This window comes from Nonomuraea sp. NPDC046570 (assembly GCF_040645915.1).
Classification (GTDB): domain Bacteria; phylum Actinomycetota; class Actinomycetes; order Streptosporangiales; family Streptosporangiaceae; genus Nonomuraea.
In genome coordinates, this window is sequence record NZ_JBEYZF010000011.1 from 129,744 (window position 1) to 146,676 (window position 16,933).

Here is a 16,933-nt window from a genome sequence, read left to right on the forward strand (position 1 = left end):
CGGCTTCGCCGGGCTCGGCACGGCGAGAGACTAGGGTTCGTTACACACAGGGGAAGGGGTAACAGTCATGGCCGACGACAAGCCTGACATCGCCTGGCGCGTGATCGGTGGCCTGGTGGGCCTGGCCACGGCCTGGGCGGCCAAGAAGGTCCTCGGGTTCGTCTGGGTGAAGGCCACCGGCAAGGAGCCGCCGGTGGACGCCGAGGCGCCCGAGGTGAGCCTCGGCGAGGCCATCGGCTACGCCGTGGTGATGGGCGTGGGCATGCAGGTCGCCCAGATCGTGGTTAACCGCACCGCCAAGAAGCGTTACGACGCGTGGCGGGCCGTCAAGCAGGTGACTCCAAAGCCGTGAGGAACTCGCTGGCCCAGCGGTCCACGTCGTAGGTGGAGACCCGGCGCCGCATCGTGCGCATGCGCCGGGCGATATCGTGCGGCGTGGCCCGCATCGCGGTCAGCATGGTCCGCTTGAGCCCCTCCACGTCGTAGGGGTTGACCAGCCACGACGCGCGCAGTTCGTCGGCGGCGCCGGCGAACTCGCTGAGCACCAGTGAGCCGCGCAGGTCGTGGTGGCAGGAGACGTACTCCTTGGCCACCAGGTTCATCCCGTCGCGCAGCGGCGTCACCACCATCACGTCGGCCGCCAGGTAGAGCGCGGCCAGTTCCCTGCGGCCGTAGGACTGGTGGAAGTACTGGATGGGCTGCAGGCCGAGCGTGGAGTGCTCGCCGTTGATCCGGCCCACCTGCAGTTCGATGTCGTCGCGCAGCCTGCGGTACTCGTCCACGCGTTCCCGGCTGGGCGTGGCGATCTGCACGAAGACGGCCTCTCCCGGGGACAGGCGGCCCTCGTCGAGGAGTTCGCCGAAGGCCTCCAGGCGCTGGCCGATGCCCTTGGTGTAGTCGAGCCGGTCGACGCCGAGCAGCACATGCTCGGGGTCGCCGAGCTCGGCGCGTATCTCCTTGGCACGTGCCACGATGGCGGGCTCGCGCACGAGGCTGTCGAGCTCGCCGAAGTCGACCGAGATGGGGAAGGCCTGCGCCTTGATCACGCGGTCCTCGCTGTAGACCTCGCTGCCCTTGTAGGACAGGCCGAGCAGCCTGCGGCACAGCCGCATGAAGTTCGCGGCGCCGCCAGGGCGCTGGAAGCCGACCAGGTCGGCGCCGAGCAGTCCTTCGACCAGCTCCTTGCGCCAGGGCAGCCGCCAGAACAGCTCGTCCGGCGGGAACGGGATGTGCAGGAAGAAGCCGATGCGCAGGTCGGGGCGGAGCTCCCGGAGCATCGCGGGCACGAGCTGGAGCTGGTAGTCCTGCACCCAGACGACCGCGCCCTGTTCGGCGGCGTCGGCGGCGGCCTGCGCGAAGCGCTCGTTGACCTCGCGGTAGCACTCCCACATCCGGCGCTCGAAGACCGGCGGGGCGACCACGTCGTGGTAGAGCGGCCACAGGGTGGCGTTGGAGAAGCCCTCGTAGTAGAGCTCGACCTCCTGGGACGACAGCGGAATCGGGATGAGGTTCATGCCGTCCTGGTCGAAGGGCTTGAAGTCCTCGTCGGGCGCGCCCGACCAGCCCAGCCAGGCGCCGTCGCGGCGCTGCATCACGGGAGCTATCGCGGTGACGAGTCCACCGGGACTTCTGCGCCATGAGGCCGTTCCGTCGGGTTCCACCGTCCTGTCCACCGGCAAGCGGTTGGCGACGATCAGAAACGAACTGCGGCCAGTCACGCGTGTCCTCCTAGGATCCCACCTCAGGAAAGCCGCAGGCGCGGCTTACGGCAGCCGCCACCGACTCGGCCCCCGCCCGGGGGACGATCGCGGCGATGTGCGCGTCGGGCCTGATCACCCAGGCTTCGCCCGGCCCGACCCCCAGTGCTTCGGCCAGGCGCCCGGACGCGTCGATCTCCGCGAGCTCGCGTACGGCGAGCGGCGCCGACTTCTCCCTACCCCAAAACTGCTTAAACAAACCGGAATCGCACATTTCCCCCAGGAGCACGAGGAAGCCGTCCCGGCACATCTGCCGCAACCGCCCGCCCGGTACCGGCACATCGGGCAGGATCACCCCCGGCGCCGGCGGGCAGAGCGCCCCTTTGGCCGGCCGCCCGGCGAACGGCCGCGACGGCTCCGCCGTGGTCAGCGGCGAGTCCACGTACCAGTACGGCTCGGCGAACCGCCCGGAGTCCACCTCCGCGACCGCGCCCCGCTCCAGCACGTCGAGCCGGTGCCGCCGCTCCGGCTCCGAGCGCGGCACCAGGAAGCGCATGGTGGCCGCGGTGATCTCCAGGTTCTCCAGCGCGGCGGCGTGCCGCTCGGCGTGGTAGCTCTCCAGCAGTTCCCCGCCCGCCCAGCCGTTGAGCACGAAGGCGAGCTTCCAGGCGGCGTTCTCCGCGTCCGGCACACCCGAGTTGAGGCCGCGCGCCCCGAACGGGGCCACCAGGTGCGCGCAGTCGCCCGCCAGCAGCACCCGGCCCGCCCGCATCCGGGAGGCGACCCTGGAGTGGAAGCGGTAGACCGAGCGCCAGAGCAGCTCGTAGGGCCGGTCGCCGATGATCTGCCGGATCCGGGCGTCGGCATCCTCCGGCGTCGCCTCGAACCCCGGCGGCACCTGCCAGTCGATGCGGTACGTCGAGTCGGGGCACGGGTGGATGAGGACCTGGCGGCCCGGGTTCCACTCCGGGTCGAAGTAGAAGCGCCGCTCGTGCTCCCAGCCGGGCAGGTCGGCCCTGATGTCGCAGATGAGGAACCGCTCGTCGAAGGTCTCGCCGTCGAAGGAGACGCCCAGCGCCCGCCGTACCGCGTCGGCGTGGCCGCCCGCGCAGGCCAGGACGTAGGGGGCGCGCAGCAGCCGGTCGCCGCAGTGGACCGTGACACCCGAGGCGTCCTGGGTCAGGTCCGTGACCTCGTGGTCCCAGCGGACCTCGATCAGCGGAGTGGCCGCGATGGCGGCGTCCAGCAGTTCCTCGGTGCGCGACTGGGAGATGTTGACGAACGGCGGCAGCGGGCCCTGCGCCTCGAAGCTCCAGGAGAACAGCTCCGAGCCGCGGAAGTAGGTGCGCGCGGTCGTCCAGGTCAGGCCCTCCTCGGCGATCCCGGGCGCGCCCGCGGCCGCCCAGATGTCCAGGACGTCGCGCTGCTGGCAGATGGAGCGGGAGCCCTCGGCGTCGCGGCGCGGGCGGCGGTCGAGCAGCAGCACCTCGACGCCCCAGCGGGCCAGCAGCAGCGCCGCGGTCTGCCCGACCGGCCCCGCGCCGACGACGATCACGCTCATGACTGCAGCCGCGCCCACACGTCCCGGTCGCGTTCGGCGGTCCAGATGACCGGGCGCTCGACGCCGTCGAGCTCGTCCCACAGGCGCGAGACGTCGAAGGGCAGGCAGTGCTCGAAGATGGGCCAGCCGCCGAACCTCGGCGCGAGCGCGGCGTGGGCGTTGCCGAAGGCCTCCTTGAGCGTTCCGCCGCGGCCGTGCACGGCGCCGACCTCGCGCAGCATGACGTTCAGGAACTCGCGGGTCTGCGCGATCGCCGCGGCGACCTGCGCGCCGCCCCTGGCCACCGCTCCCCGGCCGCCGACGAGCGTCTCGGCGCCGAATTCCGCGACCCGGTCGAGGGTGGTCGTCGCCCACTCGGTGTGGAAGGCGTCGCCGGTGTACAGGGCGGCCTGCGACTCCACCAGGTCCCCGGCGAACAGCACCCGCCGCTCGGGCAGCCAGGCGACCAGGTCGCCCTCGGTGTGGCCGCGCCCGCAGTACTGCAGGACCAGGTCGCCCCTGCCGCCGCCGAGGTCGATGGTGAGGCGGTCGGAGAAGGTGGTGGTGGGCCAGGTCAGGCCGGGGATGGAGGCGGGTTCCCGGAACAGGCGGGGCATTCTGCCGTACTCGCTGGCCCAGTCCTGTTCGCCGCGTTCGGCGATCAGCTCGCGGGTCTTCTCGTGCGCGACGATCACCGGCGCGCCGAAGGCGGAGGCGCCCAGCACCCGGACCGCGTGGTAGTGCGACAGCACCAGGTAGCGCACCGGCTTGGCGGTGTGCTCGCGCAGCCGGGCCAGCCAGGCGCGGGCGGCCACGGGCGTGGCCAGCGCCTCGAAGCAGACCAGGAAGTCCTCGCCCTCGATCGCGCCGACGTTGGGGTCGCCCTCGGCGGTGAGCGCGTAGACGCCCTCCGCCAGCACCTCCAGGGTCTGCTCCTTCTCCCCCAGGTCGGCCGAGGAGGCGAACGGCCTCACGCGTGCCGCCGGGACTGGACGATGTGGAAGCGCCCGGCGACGTAGCCGGGGTCGGTGAGCGAGGCGGTGGCCGCCGGGTTGGCGCCGGTGCCGTGGTAGTCGCTGAAGGCGGCCGACTGGTTGACGAACACGCCGCCGGTGAGGTTGCAGGACAGGTTCACGCCCGCCTCCAGCGCCGCCCGTTCGGCCTTGGCCAGCACCTGCTCGGAGGTGGAGTAGACGGACGCGGTGAGCGCGCCCCTGCGCGAGATGGTCCGGCGCAGCACCTCCAGGCTGTCGTCGGTGGAGGCGGTGGGGACGAGGAACGAGATCGGCCCGAAGTGCTCGTGCCCGTAGACGTCCTCGCGGGCGGCGTCCACCTTCACGATCATCGGCGTCCTGACCGTCGCGTCCGGGAAGGCCGGGTGCTTGATCGCCCGCGACTCCAGCACCACCTCGCCGAGCGAGGCGGCGGCCTCCACCCGGCCGAGCACGGCGGAGTTGACGATCGCGCCGGTCAGCTCGACCGCCCGCGCGTCGTCGCCGAGCAGCCTGCCGACCGCTCCGGCCAGGTCGGCGGCCACCTCCTCGACGCTCTTGTGCCCCTGGTCGGTGTCGATGCCGTCCGCCGGGAGCAGGATGTTCTGCGGGGCGGTGCACATCTGGCCGCTGTACAGCGACAGCGAGAAGGCGATGTTGCCCAGCATGCCCCGGTAGGCGTCGGTGGAGTCGACGACGATGGTGTTGACGCCCGCCTTCTCGGTGTGCACCAGCGCCTGGGGGGCGTTGCGCTCCAGCCAGTCGCCGTACTCCGTGGAGCCGGTGAAGTCGACGATGCGCACGTCGGGGTGGGTGGCCAGGGTGGTGGCCAGGCCGGTGCCCTCCTCGGCGGCCAGCGTCACCAGGTCCGGGTCGAAACCCGCCTCGGCGAGCACCTCGCGGGCGATGCTCACGGTGATGGCCAGCGGCAGGATCGCGCCGGGGTGCGGTTTGACGATGACCGGGTTGCCGGTGACCAGGCTGGCGAACAGGCCCGGGTAGGCGTTCCAGGTCGGGAAGGTGTTGCAGCCGATGACCAGGGCGACGCCGCGCGGCACGACGACGAACTTCTTCTCCATGACCAGCGGGTCGCCCTTGCCCGGCTTCTCCCAGCGGGCGTGGGCGTTGCCGGCGGTCATCGTGGCGAAGCCGTAGGCGACCGCCTCCAGGGCGCGGTCCTGGGCGTGCGGGCCGCCCGCCTGGAAGGCCATCACGAACGCCTGGCCGGTGGTGTGCTGGACGGCGTTGGCCAGCTCGAAGCTGCGCTGGTTGACGCGGTGCAGGATCTCCAGGCAGACCAGCGCGCGCGCCTCGGGTCCCGCGTCGCGCCAGGCGGGCATCGCCGCCTTCGCGGCGGCGACGAGCCCCTCGGGCGACGCCTCGGGGTAGCTGACCCCCAGATCCAGCCCGTACGGCGAGCGCTCGGCGCCGACCCTGGCCCCGGTGCCCGGCTGGTCGAGCGGGTACGGCTTGCCGAGATGGCCCTCGAACGCCTCCTTGCCGCGTTCGGCGGCGCCCTCGCCGTACACCCTGGGGCTCGGCGACTCGGGGTAGGCGCTCCAGTAGCCGCGGCCGGTGATCGCCGAGAGGGCCTGGGCCAGGGTGTCCCGATGCTGTTCGAACATGTTCGTCCCTCTCTTGACAGGATCTGCCCGACGGTGATTGGTTTACCGAACATTCGGTCAGTAATCAAGAGAGGTCCTCGTGGACACCGCGCGCCGCAGTGTGGAGGCCATGCTGGCCGCCGATGCGGCCTCGGCCGGGCTCGGGATCGAGCTGCTGGAGGTCGGCCCAGGTCACGCCGTCTGCGGCCGGGTGGTGGCCGAGTTCCGCGGGCGCAGCCGCAGGCTGAGGGAGGATGGATGAGGCTCGGCGAAGCCCCTGACCCCGGGGAGCTGGACCCGGTCGAGCGGATCTCCCGCGACGAGCTGATCGCGCTCCAACTCGACCGGCTGCGCCGGACCCTTCACCACGTCTACGACAACGTCCCTTTCTACCGGCGCCGGTTCGACGCCCACGGCGTGCACCCCGACGACTGCCGGGAGCCGGGCGACCTGGCCGCCTTCCCGTTCACCACCAAGGACGACCTGCGGGACAACTACCCGTTCGGACTGTTCGCGGTCCCGCGCGAGCGGGTGGCGCGGCTGCACGCCTCCAGCGGCACCACGGGCAAGCCGACCGTGGTCGGCCACACCCTGGAGGATCTGGATCTCTGGGCGGGCCTGATGGCCAGGTCGATCCGGGCCGCGGGCGGGCGGCCGGGGCAGATGGTGCACGTGGCCTACGGCTACGGCCTGTTCACCGGCGGCCTGGGCGCCCACTACGGCGCCGAGCGGCTCGGCTGCACGGTCGTGCCCGTCTCGGGCGGCATGACCGCGCGCCAGGTCCAGCTCATCCAGGACTTCAGGCCGGACGTCATCATGGTGACCCCGTCGTACATGCTGGCGCTGCTCGACGAGTTCGAGGCGCGCGGGCTCGACCCGCGCCGGACGTCGCTGAAGACGGGTGTCTTCGGGGCCGAGCCGTGGACCGAGGAGATGCGCGCGGAGATCGAGGAGCGCTTCGACCTGCACGCCGTGGACGTCTACGGCCTGTCGGAGGTCATGGGGCCCGGCGTGGCGAACGAGTGCGTGGAGACCAAGGACGGCCTGCACGTCTGGGAGGACCACTTCTACCCCGAGACCGTCGACCCGCTCACCGGGGCTCCCGCGGCCGCAGGTGAGCTGGTGCTCACCACGCTGACCAGGACCGCGATGCCGGTGATCCGCTACCGCACCCGCGACCTGACCCGCCTGCTGCCCGGGACGGCGAGGCCCGCCTTCCGCCGCATGGAGAAGGTCACCGGCCGCAGCGACGACATGATCATCCTGCGCGGCGTGAACCTGTTCCCCACCCAGATCGAGGAGGCCGTGCTGCGCACGCCCGGCCTGGCGCCGCACTTCCAGCTCCACCTGACCCGGCCGGCCAGGCTCGACGTGCTGACCGTGCGGGTCGAGGCGCGCCCCGGCTGCACCGCCCGCGGCGAGGCGGGCGCGGCGCTGGCCAAGGCGGTCAGGGACACCGTCGGGGTCGGCGTCGAGGTGCAGGTCGTGGACCCCGAGACGCTGGAGCGGTCGGCCGGCAAGCTCAATCGAGTCCTGGATCATCGGGATAATTGACGCTATGACCACCAGCACGACAAGCCGGCGCCGACGCGGACACGATCCGGAGTCCGTACTGCACACGGCCGTGGGGGTGTTCATCGAGCGCGGCTACGACGGCACCAGCATGGAGGACCTGGCCCGCGCCCTCGGCACCACCAAGTCCGCCATCTACTATCACGTGCCGGGCAAGGAGCAGTTGCTCGGGCGGGCCCTGGACCGGGCGCTGGACGGGCTGTCGGAGCTGATGGCCGACGAGCGCGCCGCCTCTGGCCCGGCGTTCGACCGGCTCCAGTGGGTGGTCCGGCAGAGCGTGGCGATCCTCGTCGACCGCCTGCCGTACGTCACGCTGCTGTTGCGGGTGCGCGGCAACAGCGTGACCGAGCTGCGGGCGCTGGAACGGCGGCGGGAGTTCGACCGGTTCGTCAGCGCGCTGGTGAAGGAGGCGGCGGCCGAGGGGCGGATCAGGCCCGACATCGAGCCCGCGCTGGTGACCAGGCTGCTGTTCGGCACGGTCAACTCGATCGCCGACTGGTACCAGCCGGCGCGCGGCGGCTCGGCGGGCGACCTCGCGGACACCATCCTCAAGATCACCTTCGAGGGCCTGCGCGTCCGCTGACCCGTGAGCCGGTCAGCTACCGAGTTCGGGACGGCCGGGGGCGCCTTCGACGGTGGGCCGGACCTCGTGGGGCTGCTTGATGCGCAGATCGCGGCGGATGGCCTCGCCCAGCTTCTTGGTGGCCGCCCGGTTGAGCGCGCCGCCCGCGACCGCGCCGGTGAGGAACGGGCCGAGGGTCGTCAGGTGCCGCCCGAGCGTGCGCATGAGCCTGTTGCGCAGGGCGGCCTTGGTCGCCGCGCCGAGCGCCATGGTGACCGAGGCGGGCGCGAGCGGGTCGATGCCGCGCTGCTTGGACCAGGCGGCGGTGAAGGCGACGGCCCGCTGGGTGCCGGTGCCCTCCACATGCACCCCGTAGACCTCGTGCAGTTCAGCTAGTAGCTTGACCTCGACGGCCGCCACCACGATGGTCTCGGCGACCAGCTGGGCGGGGGCCGACAGCAGCAGGGGAGGCGCGGCGAACTCGGCCGCCGCGAGGGCGCCGCCGAGCGCGCCGACCGTCATGGTCGCCTTCTGCGCGGTGCGGACGAGGTCGTCGGCGAGCTCCTCGCCGGTCAGTCCGTGGTGGTGTTCGGAGAGGGTGGCCAGGTCCCTGATCGGGATCCTGGGCGCGATCTTCAGGAAGACGTCGGCCAGCCAGCGGCCGCGGCCGATGCCGCTCTGTCCGGCCGCCCTCGCCCCGGTGGCCAGGGCGCCGGCGAGACGGCCGACCAGCCTGCGCCGCTCGCCGCGGTCGAGCTCATCGGGGCCTGTCAGCCTGCCGACGAGCTCGCCGACCTCGTCCTCGGGGCCTTTCGCGGCGATCTCGTCAGTCCGCTCCTCGTGGGAGGGAGCGGACGACTCTGCGGTCACCGAGTCGTCCCCCTCCTCTTTCATGGATGACACGATGCGGAGCCTCCGTGTTCGTGTTCGCTGCGCCCTGCCCTCAGGCTGCGCACTCCCGGCAGACCTGCTGGCCGTTCCTCTCGGTGGCGAGCTGGCTGCGGTGATGCACAAGGAAACACCGCGAGCAGGTGAACTCATCGGCCTGACGAGGAATCACCCGAAGGGAGAGCTCCTCGTTCGACAGGTCCGCACCGGGCAGCTCGAGCGACTCGGCGAGATCGGTCTCGTCGATGTCGATGCTTCCCGAGGACTTGTCCGTGCGCCGCGCCTGGAGTTCCTGAAGGCTGTCCTCATTCAGGTCGTCGTCTGTCTTGCGCGGGCTGTCGTAGTCCGTAGCCATTGTGGTTACTCCATCCCCCTCATCTATATGGTTCGCGCTCGTCGCGCGTGTCTAACGTCCGAGAGGCCCATCTTGTGCCCGTTCCGTTCGGGAGATTTGACATCGGTACCCCACGGGAACGGCCAATGAACCTCCCTACACGTGAGGGGCATGCCGCCAACAGCCTTGGTTAGCCAAATATGGCGAAAACCACAGCATTGGCGGGATGCACCACCGCGTTCGACGGCACATCCAACCACATGTGCGGCGTGAACGAGACGCCCCCGCCGGATCAACACGCCGGATCAGCGTCCGGGTAGCCGGATGGTGACGACCAGCCCGCCGCCGTCACGAGGTACGGCCGCGACGTTTCCGCCGTGTGCCTGCACCACCGCTCTGACGATGGACAGCCCTAGACCCGATCCCTTGGCCGAATCCACGCGGTCCGCGTGCAGCCTCCGGAACGGCTCGAACAGGTTGTTCACCTCGTACGCGGGGACGTGCTGCCCCGTGTTGGCCACCTGAACAACCAGAGCGCCTTCCACCATTCCCGTCCGGAGCCAGACTTTCCCATTTTCCGGAATGTTGTACTTGACCGCGTTCTCCAGCAGGTTGCCGACCGACCGTTCGAGCAGCACCGGATCGCCTGTCGTGGGGGCCTCGCCGAGCTCGGTGGAGATGGTGACACCGTTCTCCTCGGCGAAGGGCGCCACCTGCTCGACGGCCGTCTGGGCGACCTCCCTGACGTCCACCGGCTTGCGCACGCGCAGCTCCCGCTCACTGCGGGCGAGCAGCAGCAGACCCTCGATGAGCTTCTCGTTGCGCGCGTTGACCTCCAGCAGGGTACGGCCGAGCGCCTTGAGGTCGGCGGACGCCTCCGGGTCGCCCAGGGCGATCTCCAGGACCGTCCTGTTGATGGTGAGCGGGGTGCGCAGCTCGTGCGAGGCGTTGGCGACGAACCTGCGCTGGGTGTCGAAGGCCACGTTGAGGCGGGTCAGCATGGCGTCGAAGGTGTCGGCCAGCTCCTTGAGCTCGTCGTGCGGGCCCTTGAGGTCGATGCGCTGGTGGGCGAGGTTGCTCTCGGAGAGCTTGCGCGCGGCGGCGGTCATCTGGGCCACGGGGCGCAGCGCCCGGTCGGCCACGAAGTAGCCGAGGATCAGCGCCAGGATGACCACGCCGGCCATGGCCATCACCGACTGCTGGAAGAGCCTGTTCAGCACCCTGTCGGCGGCGGAGTTGCGGACCGCCTCGGTCTGGCTGTCCAGGTAGGCGGCCAGGTCCGCCGGCACGCCCCGGGGCAGGCTCAGGCTGAAGTCGAAGCCCTGGTACAGCGCCGCGCTGATGCTGATGTACATCACCACCAGCAGCAGCGCTCCCGCGGCGAAGAACACCGCGCCGTAGGTCAGCGTCAACCGCCACCTGATGCTCATCCGGTCGCGCACAGCCCTGATCCGGGCGGCCAGCGTGTCCTCGGCCGGCGGCGGCAGCACCGGCGGCGGCCCGTCCCACGCGGGCGGCCCGGTCGGCGGCGGGGCGGACGGCCGGCCCTCGGAGCCGCCGACCTCCATCTGCTCGGTGCGCATCGCACTCCGCTCGGAATGCGGGCTGATCATCGGGTGTGTCGGAATCGCCGGCTGGTCCGGCGGCTCGAACGCTGGCCGTTCTGTCACAACTTGTATCCCACTCCGGGCACCGTCTCGATCACCTGCGGATCGCCCAGCTTCTTGCGCAGCGTCATCATCGTGACGCGTACCACGTTGGTGAACGGGTCGATGTTCTCGTCCCACGCCTTGTCCAGCAGGTCCTCCTGGCTGACGACGGCGCCCTCGGCGCGCATCAGCTCCTCCAGGACCGCGAACTCCTTCTTGGTCAGCACCACTTCCCGGCCCTCGCGCTCGACCAGCCGCTTGCCCGGGTCAAGGCGGATCCCGCCGCGCTCCAGGACCGGCGGCAGCGCGGGCGCCGACCGCCGCCCGAGCGCGCGCACCCTGGCCACCAGCTCGATGAAGACGAACGGCTTGGCCAGGTAGTCGTCGGCGCCGAGACCGAGCCCCTCGACCTTGTCGTCGACGTCGCCCGCCGCGGTCAGCATGAGGATGCGCGAGGCGCTGCGCTCCTGCACCAGACGCCTGCAGACCTCGTCCCCGTGCACCACGGGCAGGTCGCGGTCGAGCACGATCACGTCGTAGTCGATGTACGAGGTGCGCTCCAGCGCGCCGCCACCGTCGTAGGCCACGTCGACGGCCATCGCCTCGCGCCTGAGCCCGGTCGCGATCGCGTCGGCGAGTACCTTCTCGTCCTCCACCACAAGCACGCGCACGCCCTGCCCCCTCCCGGATCCGGGTCCCATTCTGACCACATCTTCAATAAGCGCACGGTAAGGCATGTGCCACAGGTCCGTGACACACGGCACAGACGATTCGATGTTTCGCCAAGGCGACTATGTGGGTAGACCCCGCAAACACCCACTGCCGCGTGCCGGGAAAGTCATGTGCGCACCGGGTGGGCAGAGCAAGCCCTTCTGTCCCAACGAACGACGAACCCCTGAGAGAGAAGGTGAGATGGGCGAGTTCACGCACACGATCGAGCGCCGCCTCGACCAGGCATACAAGGGTCTCGACCAGGCCCGGTCCACCGGCGACGACTACCTCGCCGACACGCTGAACGCCGAGATCGAGGACCTGCGCCGCCTCGCCGTCGACCACGGCATCCCTTTGCCTCGCTGACCAGGAGAGAAGGACGGCCGGAACCTGTGGGGTTCCGGCCGTCCTGTTGTCCGGGGGGCGATGGAGCGCGCGTTCAGGCGTCGCGGGCCGGGTCGAGGGGCGCGAGCAGGTCGTGCAGTTCCTCGAACAGGCCGGGCGCCGCGCAGAGCGCGAACTCGGTTCCGGGCGGGGCGCCGTGCAGCCCGCCGATCCTGGCCCCCGCCTCGGTGGCCACCAGGCCGGCCGCGGCGAAGTCCCAGTGGTTGACGCCGCGCTCGTAGTAGGCGTCGACCCGCCCGGCGGCGACCGAGCAGAGGTCGATCGCGCACGACCCGCCGCGCCTGATGTCGCGCACCCTGGGCAGGACGGCGGCCACCACCTCGGCCTGGACGGCCCGCCGCGCCGCCGAGTAGCCGAACCCGGTCGCGACCAGCGCCCGGTCGAGCGGCACCCCGTCGTTGCAGCGCAGCCGCTCCACGGCCAGGCCGTCCTTCTTGAGTACGGCGCCGCGCCCGAGCGAGGCGGTGAACAGCTCGCCGCGCGGCACCACGTTGACGGCTCCGGCGACGACCTGGCCGTCCACCTCGACGGCGATGCTGACCGCCCACTCCGGCAGGCCGTACAGGAAGTTGACGGTGCCGTCGATCGGGTCGACGATCCAGCGGACGGAGGAGGTGCCGGGGGCCTCGCCGCCCTCCTCGCCGAGGATCCGGTCGCCGGGGCGGGCCTGCCCGATCCTGGCGCGGATCAGCTCCTCGGCGGCCCGGTCGAGCGCGGTGACCACGTCCGTGGGGCTGGACTTGGTCTCCAGCACCTCCGGGTTGGACGGGCGCTTGGCCAGCAGCATGTCGCCCGCCTCGCGGGCGATGTCCTCGGCCAGTGCGGCGAAGTCCGTCACGAGAGCGACTCCGGGCGCTTCCACTCCTGCCCGAGCACGTGCTGGGCGAGGAAGGCCAGCACCGTCTCGTACCAGACGACGGCGTTGCCGGGCTTGAGCACCCAGTGGTTCTCGTCGGGGAAGTAGAGGAACTTGGACTCGACGTCGGAGCGCTGCAGGTCCCACCACAGGCGCAGGCCCTCGCCAATCGGCACCCGGTAGTCCTTGTCGCCGTGGATGACCAGCATGGGCGTGCGGATCTCGCCGAGCGCGTGGTGCGGGGACAGCTTGGCGTAGCGCTCGGAGCCGGGCTCGCCGAACTCGCGCTGCCAGTACATGGAGGCGTCGGTGGTGCCCGCGAACTGGTCGAGGTTCCACAGCGAGGCGTGCGTGACGATGGCCCGGTAGCGGTCGCTGTGCCCGGCGACCCAGTTGGCCATGTAGCCGCCGTAGGAGCCGCCCATCGCGCCGATCCGCTCGGCGTCGATCTCCGGCCTGGCGAGCGCCACGTCCACGATCGCGTCGAGGTCGGCCAGCGTGCGCGGGCCCCAGTCGCCCCAGCCGCGGTCGATCATCTCCTGCCCGTAGCCGGTGGACAGGCACGGGTCGGGCAGCAGGACGGCGTAGCCGTGCTGGGCCATGATCCACGGGTTCCAGCGCCACGACCAGTCGTTCCAGGACGCGACGGGCCCGCCGTGGATCCACAGCAGGAACGGCGCCGGGTCGTCGGCGGAGGCGCCCTCGGGCAGCACCAGCCAGCCGCGGACGGTGGTGCCGTCGTCGGCGACCGCGCTGATCTCGGTGAGCGTGCCCGGGACCTCGGGGCTCGGCACGGGCGAGGGCAGCTCGGCGATCTCGCCGGTGGCGGCGTCGATCCTGACCGGGGCGGCGGCGGCGTCGACGGCGCTGCGCAGCGCGTAGACGAACCGGCCGTCGGGTGAGGCGCTGAGCGCCAGGTAGGAGCCGTCGTCGGCGGTCAGCCGGGCGGGCTCGCCGTCGAGCGGCACGGTGAAGACCGGGCGGCGGCCCTGGTGGTCGGCGGCGATGTGCACGGCCGAGGAGTCGGGCGCCCAGGCCACGTCGGCGGGGAACAGCTCGGGGGCGTAGGCCCGGCCGTCGCCGGTGGCCAGCTCGCCGATCCACAGCTCGACCCTGACCGAGACGTCGAGGGAGGTGACGCGCTCGCGGGTGCAGGCGACCAGCCGCCCGTCGGGCGAGATCGCGATCGGGCCGCCGTGGTCGAAGCCCTCGGCCGAGAACAGGGTGCGCCGCTCGCCGGTGGCGACGTCGACGGCCACCACGTCGACGCGGTGCTCCCCGCCGGGCAGCGGGACCCGCCAGGTGGTGACCGCGGTCGAGCCGTCCGGGCTGAGCGCGTAGGCGCTCTCGCGCAGCGCCTCGCCCGCGTCGGGGGTCAGGTCGCGCACGTCCGTCAGGCCCTCGCCGGACAGCGTGCCGGCGAACAGCCTGGGGCGGCCGGGGCCGAGGTCCTGGTCCCAGTAGCGGACGGGGTAGCCCTCGTGCAGGATCGCGCTGATCCCGGCGTCCTTGCGGGCCTTGCGGCGCTCCTCCTCGGTCGACTCCTCGCCGTCGAGGACGTCGGAGCCGAACAGCACGACGCCGGACTCGCCGACGGCTCCGCCGACACCGCCGGGGCGTTCCGCGATCTGGCGGGCTTCGCCGCCGGCGCGCGGCAGCAGCCACAGCGCGGGCACCTCGTCGTCGGAGTCCTTCACGGTCGGGTCGGGCCGGCGCGAGGTGAACAGCACGTCGCCGGTCGCGGTGAAGTCCGCGCCGCTTTCGCCCTTGGCGGACCTGGTCAGCCGGTACGGCTCGCCGTCGAGGGGGATCGCCCACAGCGCGGTGCCGTACGACTTGCCGTCGGGGTTGAGCGACTGGACCACGGAGACCAGGCGCGATCCGTCGGGGGAGAGCTTGAGCGCGACGAGCCGTGGGATGGCCACGTAGTCACGAATATCCTTGAATGCGGTCACCTGATCGAACCTACCCCCCACGTGCCCGTGGAGATACCTGTCGTCCCCTCCGCATAGGGTGTGATCGTGGGAAGCTACGACGCGCTGCTCGTCCTGTCCTTCGGCGGTCCCGAAGGCCCTGAGGACGTGCTGCCGTTCCTGGAGAACGTGGTGCGCGGCCGGGGTGTGCCGCGCGAGCGGCTGCTGGAGGTCGAGGCGCACTACCAGCGCTTCGGCGGGGTCAGCCCGATCAACGGGCAGTGCCGGGACCTGGTCGCCGCGCTGGAGCGGGTGCTCGACGTGCCGGTCTACTGGGGCAACCGCAACTGGCACCCGTTCGTCGAGGAGACCGTGCGGCGGATGCGCGACGACGGGATCGGCAGGGCGGCGGTCTTCGCCACCTCCGCCTACGGCGGCTATTCGAGCTGCCGCCAGTACTTCCAGGACCTGGCCAGGGCCACCGAGGCGGTCGAGAACGCGCCGCGGTTGGTCAAGCTGCGGCACTTCAACGACCACCCGGGGTTCGTCGCCGCGATGGCCGACCACACCCGCGAGGCGCTCGACCGGCTGCCCGCCGAGGTGCGCGAGGAGGCCAGGCTGGTCTTCACCGCGCACAGCATCCCGCTGTCCGCGGCCCGTACGGCGGGCCCGCGCGGCGGCCTCTACGAGCAGCAGCTGCGCCAGACGGCCGCGCTGGTGCACGCCAAGCTCGGCCGCCGTGAGCCGTGGGAGCTGGTCTGGCAGAGCCGCAGCGGCCCGCCCGAGGTGCCGTGGCTGGAGCCGGACGTCTGCGACCATCTGCGCAAGAGCGACGCCAAGGCGGTCGTGCTGGTGCCGATCGGGTTCGTCTCCGATCACATGGAGGTCGTCTACGACCTCGACACCGAGGCCGCCGGGGTGGCCGAGGAGCTCGGGCTGCCGATGTCCAGGGCGGCCACGGCGGGCACGCATCCGAGGTTCGTCAGGATGGTGCGCGAGCTGATGGCCGAGCCCGCGCTGATGGCCTGCCCCGCCACCTGCTGCGCGCCGCCGCCGCGTCAGGCGTAGCCGCGGGCGTAGGCGTCGGCCAGCCCCATCACCTTGTTCACGTACTCCCACGAGTGGTTGTAGAACCAGATGGCCTTGCGCAGCTTCTCCCCGCCTTTGCCCGCGCCGTTGGCGCACAGGTAGTTGGCCGCGCCCGGCACCGCGTCGTACGGGCTCCAGATGTCGCGCTTGCCGTCGCCGTCGCCGTCGACCCCGTAGGCCTTCCAGGTGGCGGGCATGAACTGCATCGGGCCGAGCGCGCCCGCGCTGGAGGGGCCGTTGTTGCGGCCGTGGGAGCTCTCCACGTGCCCGATGGCCGCCAGGACCGTCCAGGACAGGCCGGGGCAGCGGGTGGCGGAGAGCTTGTAGAGCTCCAGGTAGCTGCCCGGCCTGGTGACCGCCTTGGCCGGCGCCGGGTCCTTGGGGCTCTCGGCGCCGAGTGCGACCACCTGCGAGCCCTTGCCCAGCAGCTTCTTGACGCCCTTGGCGCTGATCGTGCCCGCCTTGCCGTGCAGCAGGACGGCCACGCCCGGCATCAGGCCGAGTGAGCGGCCCGTCTCGGCGCTCACGATGCCGTCCACTCCGGTCAGGCCGAGGGTCGCCGAGGCGGCCACCCGGAGCCTCGGCCCGCCGTCGATCTGGTAGGCGGCGCCGAGCCGCAGCCCCAGGCGCTTGACCGCGGCACTGTCGGCCACCAGCTCGCCCCTGGCCAGCGCGCTCCACAGTTCGGGCTGGTCGGCGACCGGCTTGGGCGTCCACGAGCGGAAGTCCTGCGGCTCCACGGCCAGCAGGTTGATGGCGGTCCCGGAGACCTTCACCGAGCCGGCGTCGACCACCGCGACCTTCTCCACGTGCTTGAGCGCGGCCAGCGCGAAGCGGGTCTGCTTGGGTACGACGGCGGGCGCGATGGCCAGCATCTTGGGCGGCGTCGGGGTGATGCCGGGCCCGCCCTGCCCGAACTCCTGAACCGGCTGGGCCGTCGGGACGAGCGTGTCGAGTCTGGGAGTCTCCGGCCGCGGGTCGCCGTCCTGAGCGGCGGCGGCGGTGAGGTCCTGCTCGTGCAGGACGACGGCCAGCCCTCCTCCGACCAGCGTCAACGCGGCCACCACGACGATCAGCAGGACGGCCGAGCGGGCCGCGGGAAGCGGTGACACCAGGCTCAC

The 16,933-nt window shown here is 71.6% G+C and carries 17 protein-coding genes; 6 read left to right on the top strand and 11 right to left on the bottom strand.

What is annotated here, in order from left to right; translation table 11 throughout:
- The first annotated feature begins 67 nt into the window (after positions 1-67).
- On the top strand, positions 68-352 hold the full coding sequence (locus ABZ911_RS19740) for a DUF4235 domain-containing protein (protein WP_358057256.1): 285 nt from the start codon (positions 68-70) through the stop codon (positions 350-352).
- Here ABZ911_RS19740 and ABZ911_RS19745 read toward each other — a convergent pair.
- From ABZ911_RS19745 to paaN, 4 genes are read right to left on the bottom strand one after another with little or no spacing between them, the layout of a single operon-like run.
- Positions 327-1,718 carry a trehalose-6-phosphate synthase gene (locus tag ABZ911_RS19745; protein WP_358057259.1) on the bottom strand — a complete coding sequence of 464 codons (1,392 nt, stop codon included), beginning with the start codon at positions 1,716-1,718 and terminating at the stop codon, positions 327-329. The genes ABZ911_RS19740 and ABZ911_RS19745 overlap by 26 nt on opposite strands.
- Before the next feature lie 10 nt (positions 1,719-1,728).
- Positions 1,729-3,258, bottom strand: coding sequence for an FAD-dependent monooxygenase (locus ABZ911_RS19750; RefSeq protein ID WP_358057262.1), 1,530 nt, complete (start codon positions 3,256-3,258; stop codon positions 1,729-1,731).
- On the bottom strand, positions 3,255-4,211 hold the full coding sequence (locus ABZ911_RS19755) for an MBL fold metallo-hydrolase (protein ID WP_358057265.1): 957 nt from the start codon (positions 4,209-4,211) through the stop codon (positions 3,255-3,257). Before ABZ911_RS19755 ends, ABZ911_RS19750 begins: the two co-directional genes overlap by 4 nt.
- The gene (gene paaN / locus ABZ911_RS19760) at positions 4,208-5,854 is read right to left on the bottom strand and encodes a phenylacetic acid degradation protein PaaN (protein WP_358057268.1); all 1,647 of its coding nucleotides are present in this window, start codon (positions 5,852-5,854) and stop codon (positions 4,208-4,210) included. Before paaN ends, ABZ911_RS19755 begins: the two co-directional genes overlap by 4 nt.
- Positions 5,855-5,933: 79 nt before the next feature.
- Here paaN and ABZ911_RS19765 point away from each other — a divergent pair, with 79 nt between their 5' ends.
- The 3 genes from ABZ911_RS19765 to ABZ911_RS19775 are packed head-to-tail and all read left to right on the top strand — an operon-like array spanning position 5,934 to position 7,988.
- The gene (locus ABZ911_RS19765; protein WP_358057271.1) at positions 5,934-6,095 is read left to right on the top strand and encodes a hypothetical protein; all 162 of its coding nucleotides are present in this window, start codon (positions 5,934-5,936) and stop codon (positions 6,093-6,095) included.
- Entirely contained in the window at positions 6,092-7,387 is a 1,296-nt protein-coding gene (gene paaK / locus ABZ911_RS19770; protein WP_358057274.1) for a phenylacetate--CoA ligase PaaK, read from the top strand. Before ABZ911_RS19765 ends, paaK begins: the two co-directional genes overlap by 4 nt.
- Before the next feature lie 4 nt (positions 7,388-7,391).
- Positions 7,392-7,988 carry a TetR/AcrR family transcriptional regulator gene (locus ABZ911_RS19775; RefSeq protein ID WP_358057277.1) on the top strand — a complete coding sequence of 199 codons (597 nt, stop codon included), beginning with the start codon at positions 7,392-7,394 and terminating at the stop codon, positions 7,986-7,988.
- Positions 7,989-8,000: 12 nt separating this feature from the next.
- Here the strand turns inward: ABZ911_RS19775 and ABZ911_RS19780 are convergent, their stop codons facing one another.
- The 4 genes from ABZ911_RS19780 to ABZ911_RS19795 form a co-directional block, all read right to left on the bottom strand.
- The gene (locus ABZ911_RS19780) at positions 8,001-8,861 is read right to left on the bottom strand and encodes a hypothetical protein (protein WP_358057280.1); all 861 of its coding nucleotides are present in this window, start codon (positions 8,859-8,861) and stop codon (positions 8,001-8,003) included.
- Between the two features lie 49 nt (positions 8,862-8,910).
- Positions 8,911-9,210, bottom strand: coding sequence for a DUF4193 domain-containing protein (locus tag ABZ911_RS19785; protein ID WP_358057283.1), 300 nt, complete (start codon positions 9,208-9,210; stop codon positions 8,911-8,913).
- 284 nt (positions 9,211-9,494) lie between these two features.
- Entirely contained in the window at positions 9,495-10,772 is a 1,278-nt protein-coding gene (locus ABZ911_RS19790) for a HAMP domain-containing sensor histidine kinase (protein ID WP_358057286.1), read from the bottom strand.
- Positions 10,773-10,855: 83 nt separating this feature from the next.
- Positions 10,856-11,509 carry a response regulator transcription factor gene (locus ABZ911_RS19795; RefSeq protein ID WP_358057289.1) on the bottom strand — a complete coding sequence of 218 codons (654 nt, stop codon included), beginning with the start codon at positions 11,507-11,509 and terminating at the stop codon, positions 10,856-10,858.
- 241 nt (positions 11,510-11,750) lie between these two features.
- On the opposite strand from ABZ911_RS19795, the gene ABZ911_RS19800 reads away from it, so the two are divergent.
- Positions 11,751-11,915 carry a hypothetical protein gene (locus tag ABZ911_RS19800; RefSeq protein WP_358057292.1) on the top strand — a complete coding sequence of 55 codons (165 nt, stop codon included), beginning with the start codon at positions 11,751-11,753 and terminating at the stop codon, positions 11,913-11,915.
- Positions 11,916-11,988: 73 nt separating this feature from the next.
- Here the strand turns inward: ABZ911_RS19800 and ABZ911_RS19805 are convergent, their stop codons facing one another.
- Both ABZ911_RS19805 and ABZ911_RS19810 read right to left on the bottom strand, forming a co-directional pair.
- Positions 11,989-12,792, bottom strand: a complete 804-nt coding sequence (locus ABZ911_RS19805; protein ID WP_358057295.1) for an inositol monophosphatase family protein — start codon at positions 12,790-12,792, stop codon at positions 11,989-11,991.
- On the bottom strand, positions 12,789-14,765 hold the full coding sequence (locus ABZ911_RS19810; RefSeq protein ID WP_358057298.1) for a prolyl oligopeptidase family serine peptidase: 1,977 nt from the start codon (positions 14,763-14,765) through the stop codon (positions 12,789-12,791). The genes ABZ911_RS19805 and ABZ911_RS19810 overlap by 4 nt, the downstream gene beginning before the upstream one ends.
- A gap of 66 nt (positions 14,766-14,831) precedes the next feature.
- Here ABZ911_RS19810 and ABZ911_RS19815 point away from each other — a divergent pair, with 66 nt between their 5' ends.
- Entirely contained in the window at positions 14,832-15,791 is a 960-nt protein-coding gene (locus ABZ911_RS19815; protein ID WP_358057301.1) for a ferrochelatase, read from the top strand.
- Here the strand turns inward: ABZ911_RS19815 and ABZ911_RS19820 are convergent.
- The gene (locus ABZ911_RS19820) at positions 15,782-16,924 is read right to left on the bottom strand and encodes a lytic murein transglycosylase (protein ID WP_358057304.1); all 1,143 of its coding nucleotides are present in this window, start codon (positions 16,922-16,924) and stop codon (positions 15,782-15,784) included. The genes ABZ911_RS19815 and ABZ911_RS19820 overlap by 10 nt on opposite strands.
- Between the last annotated feature and the right edge of the window lie 9 nt (positions 16,925-16,933).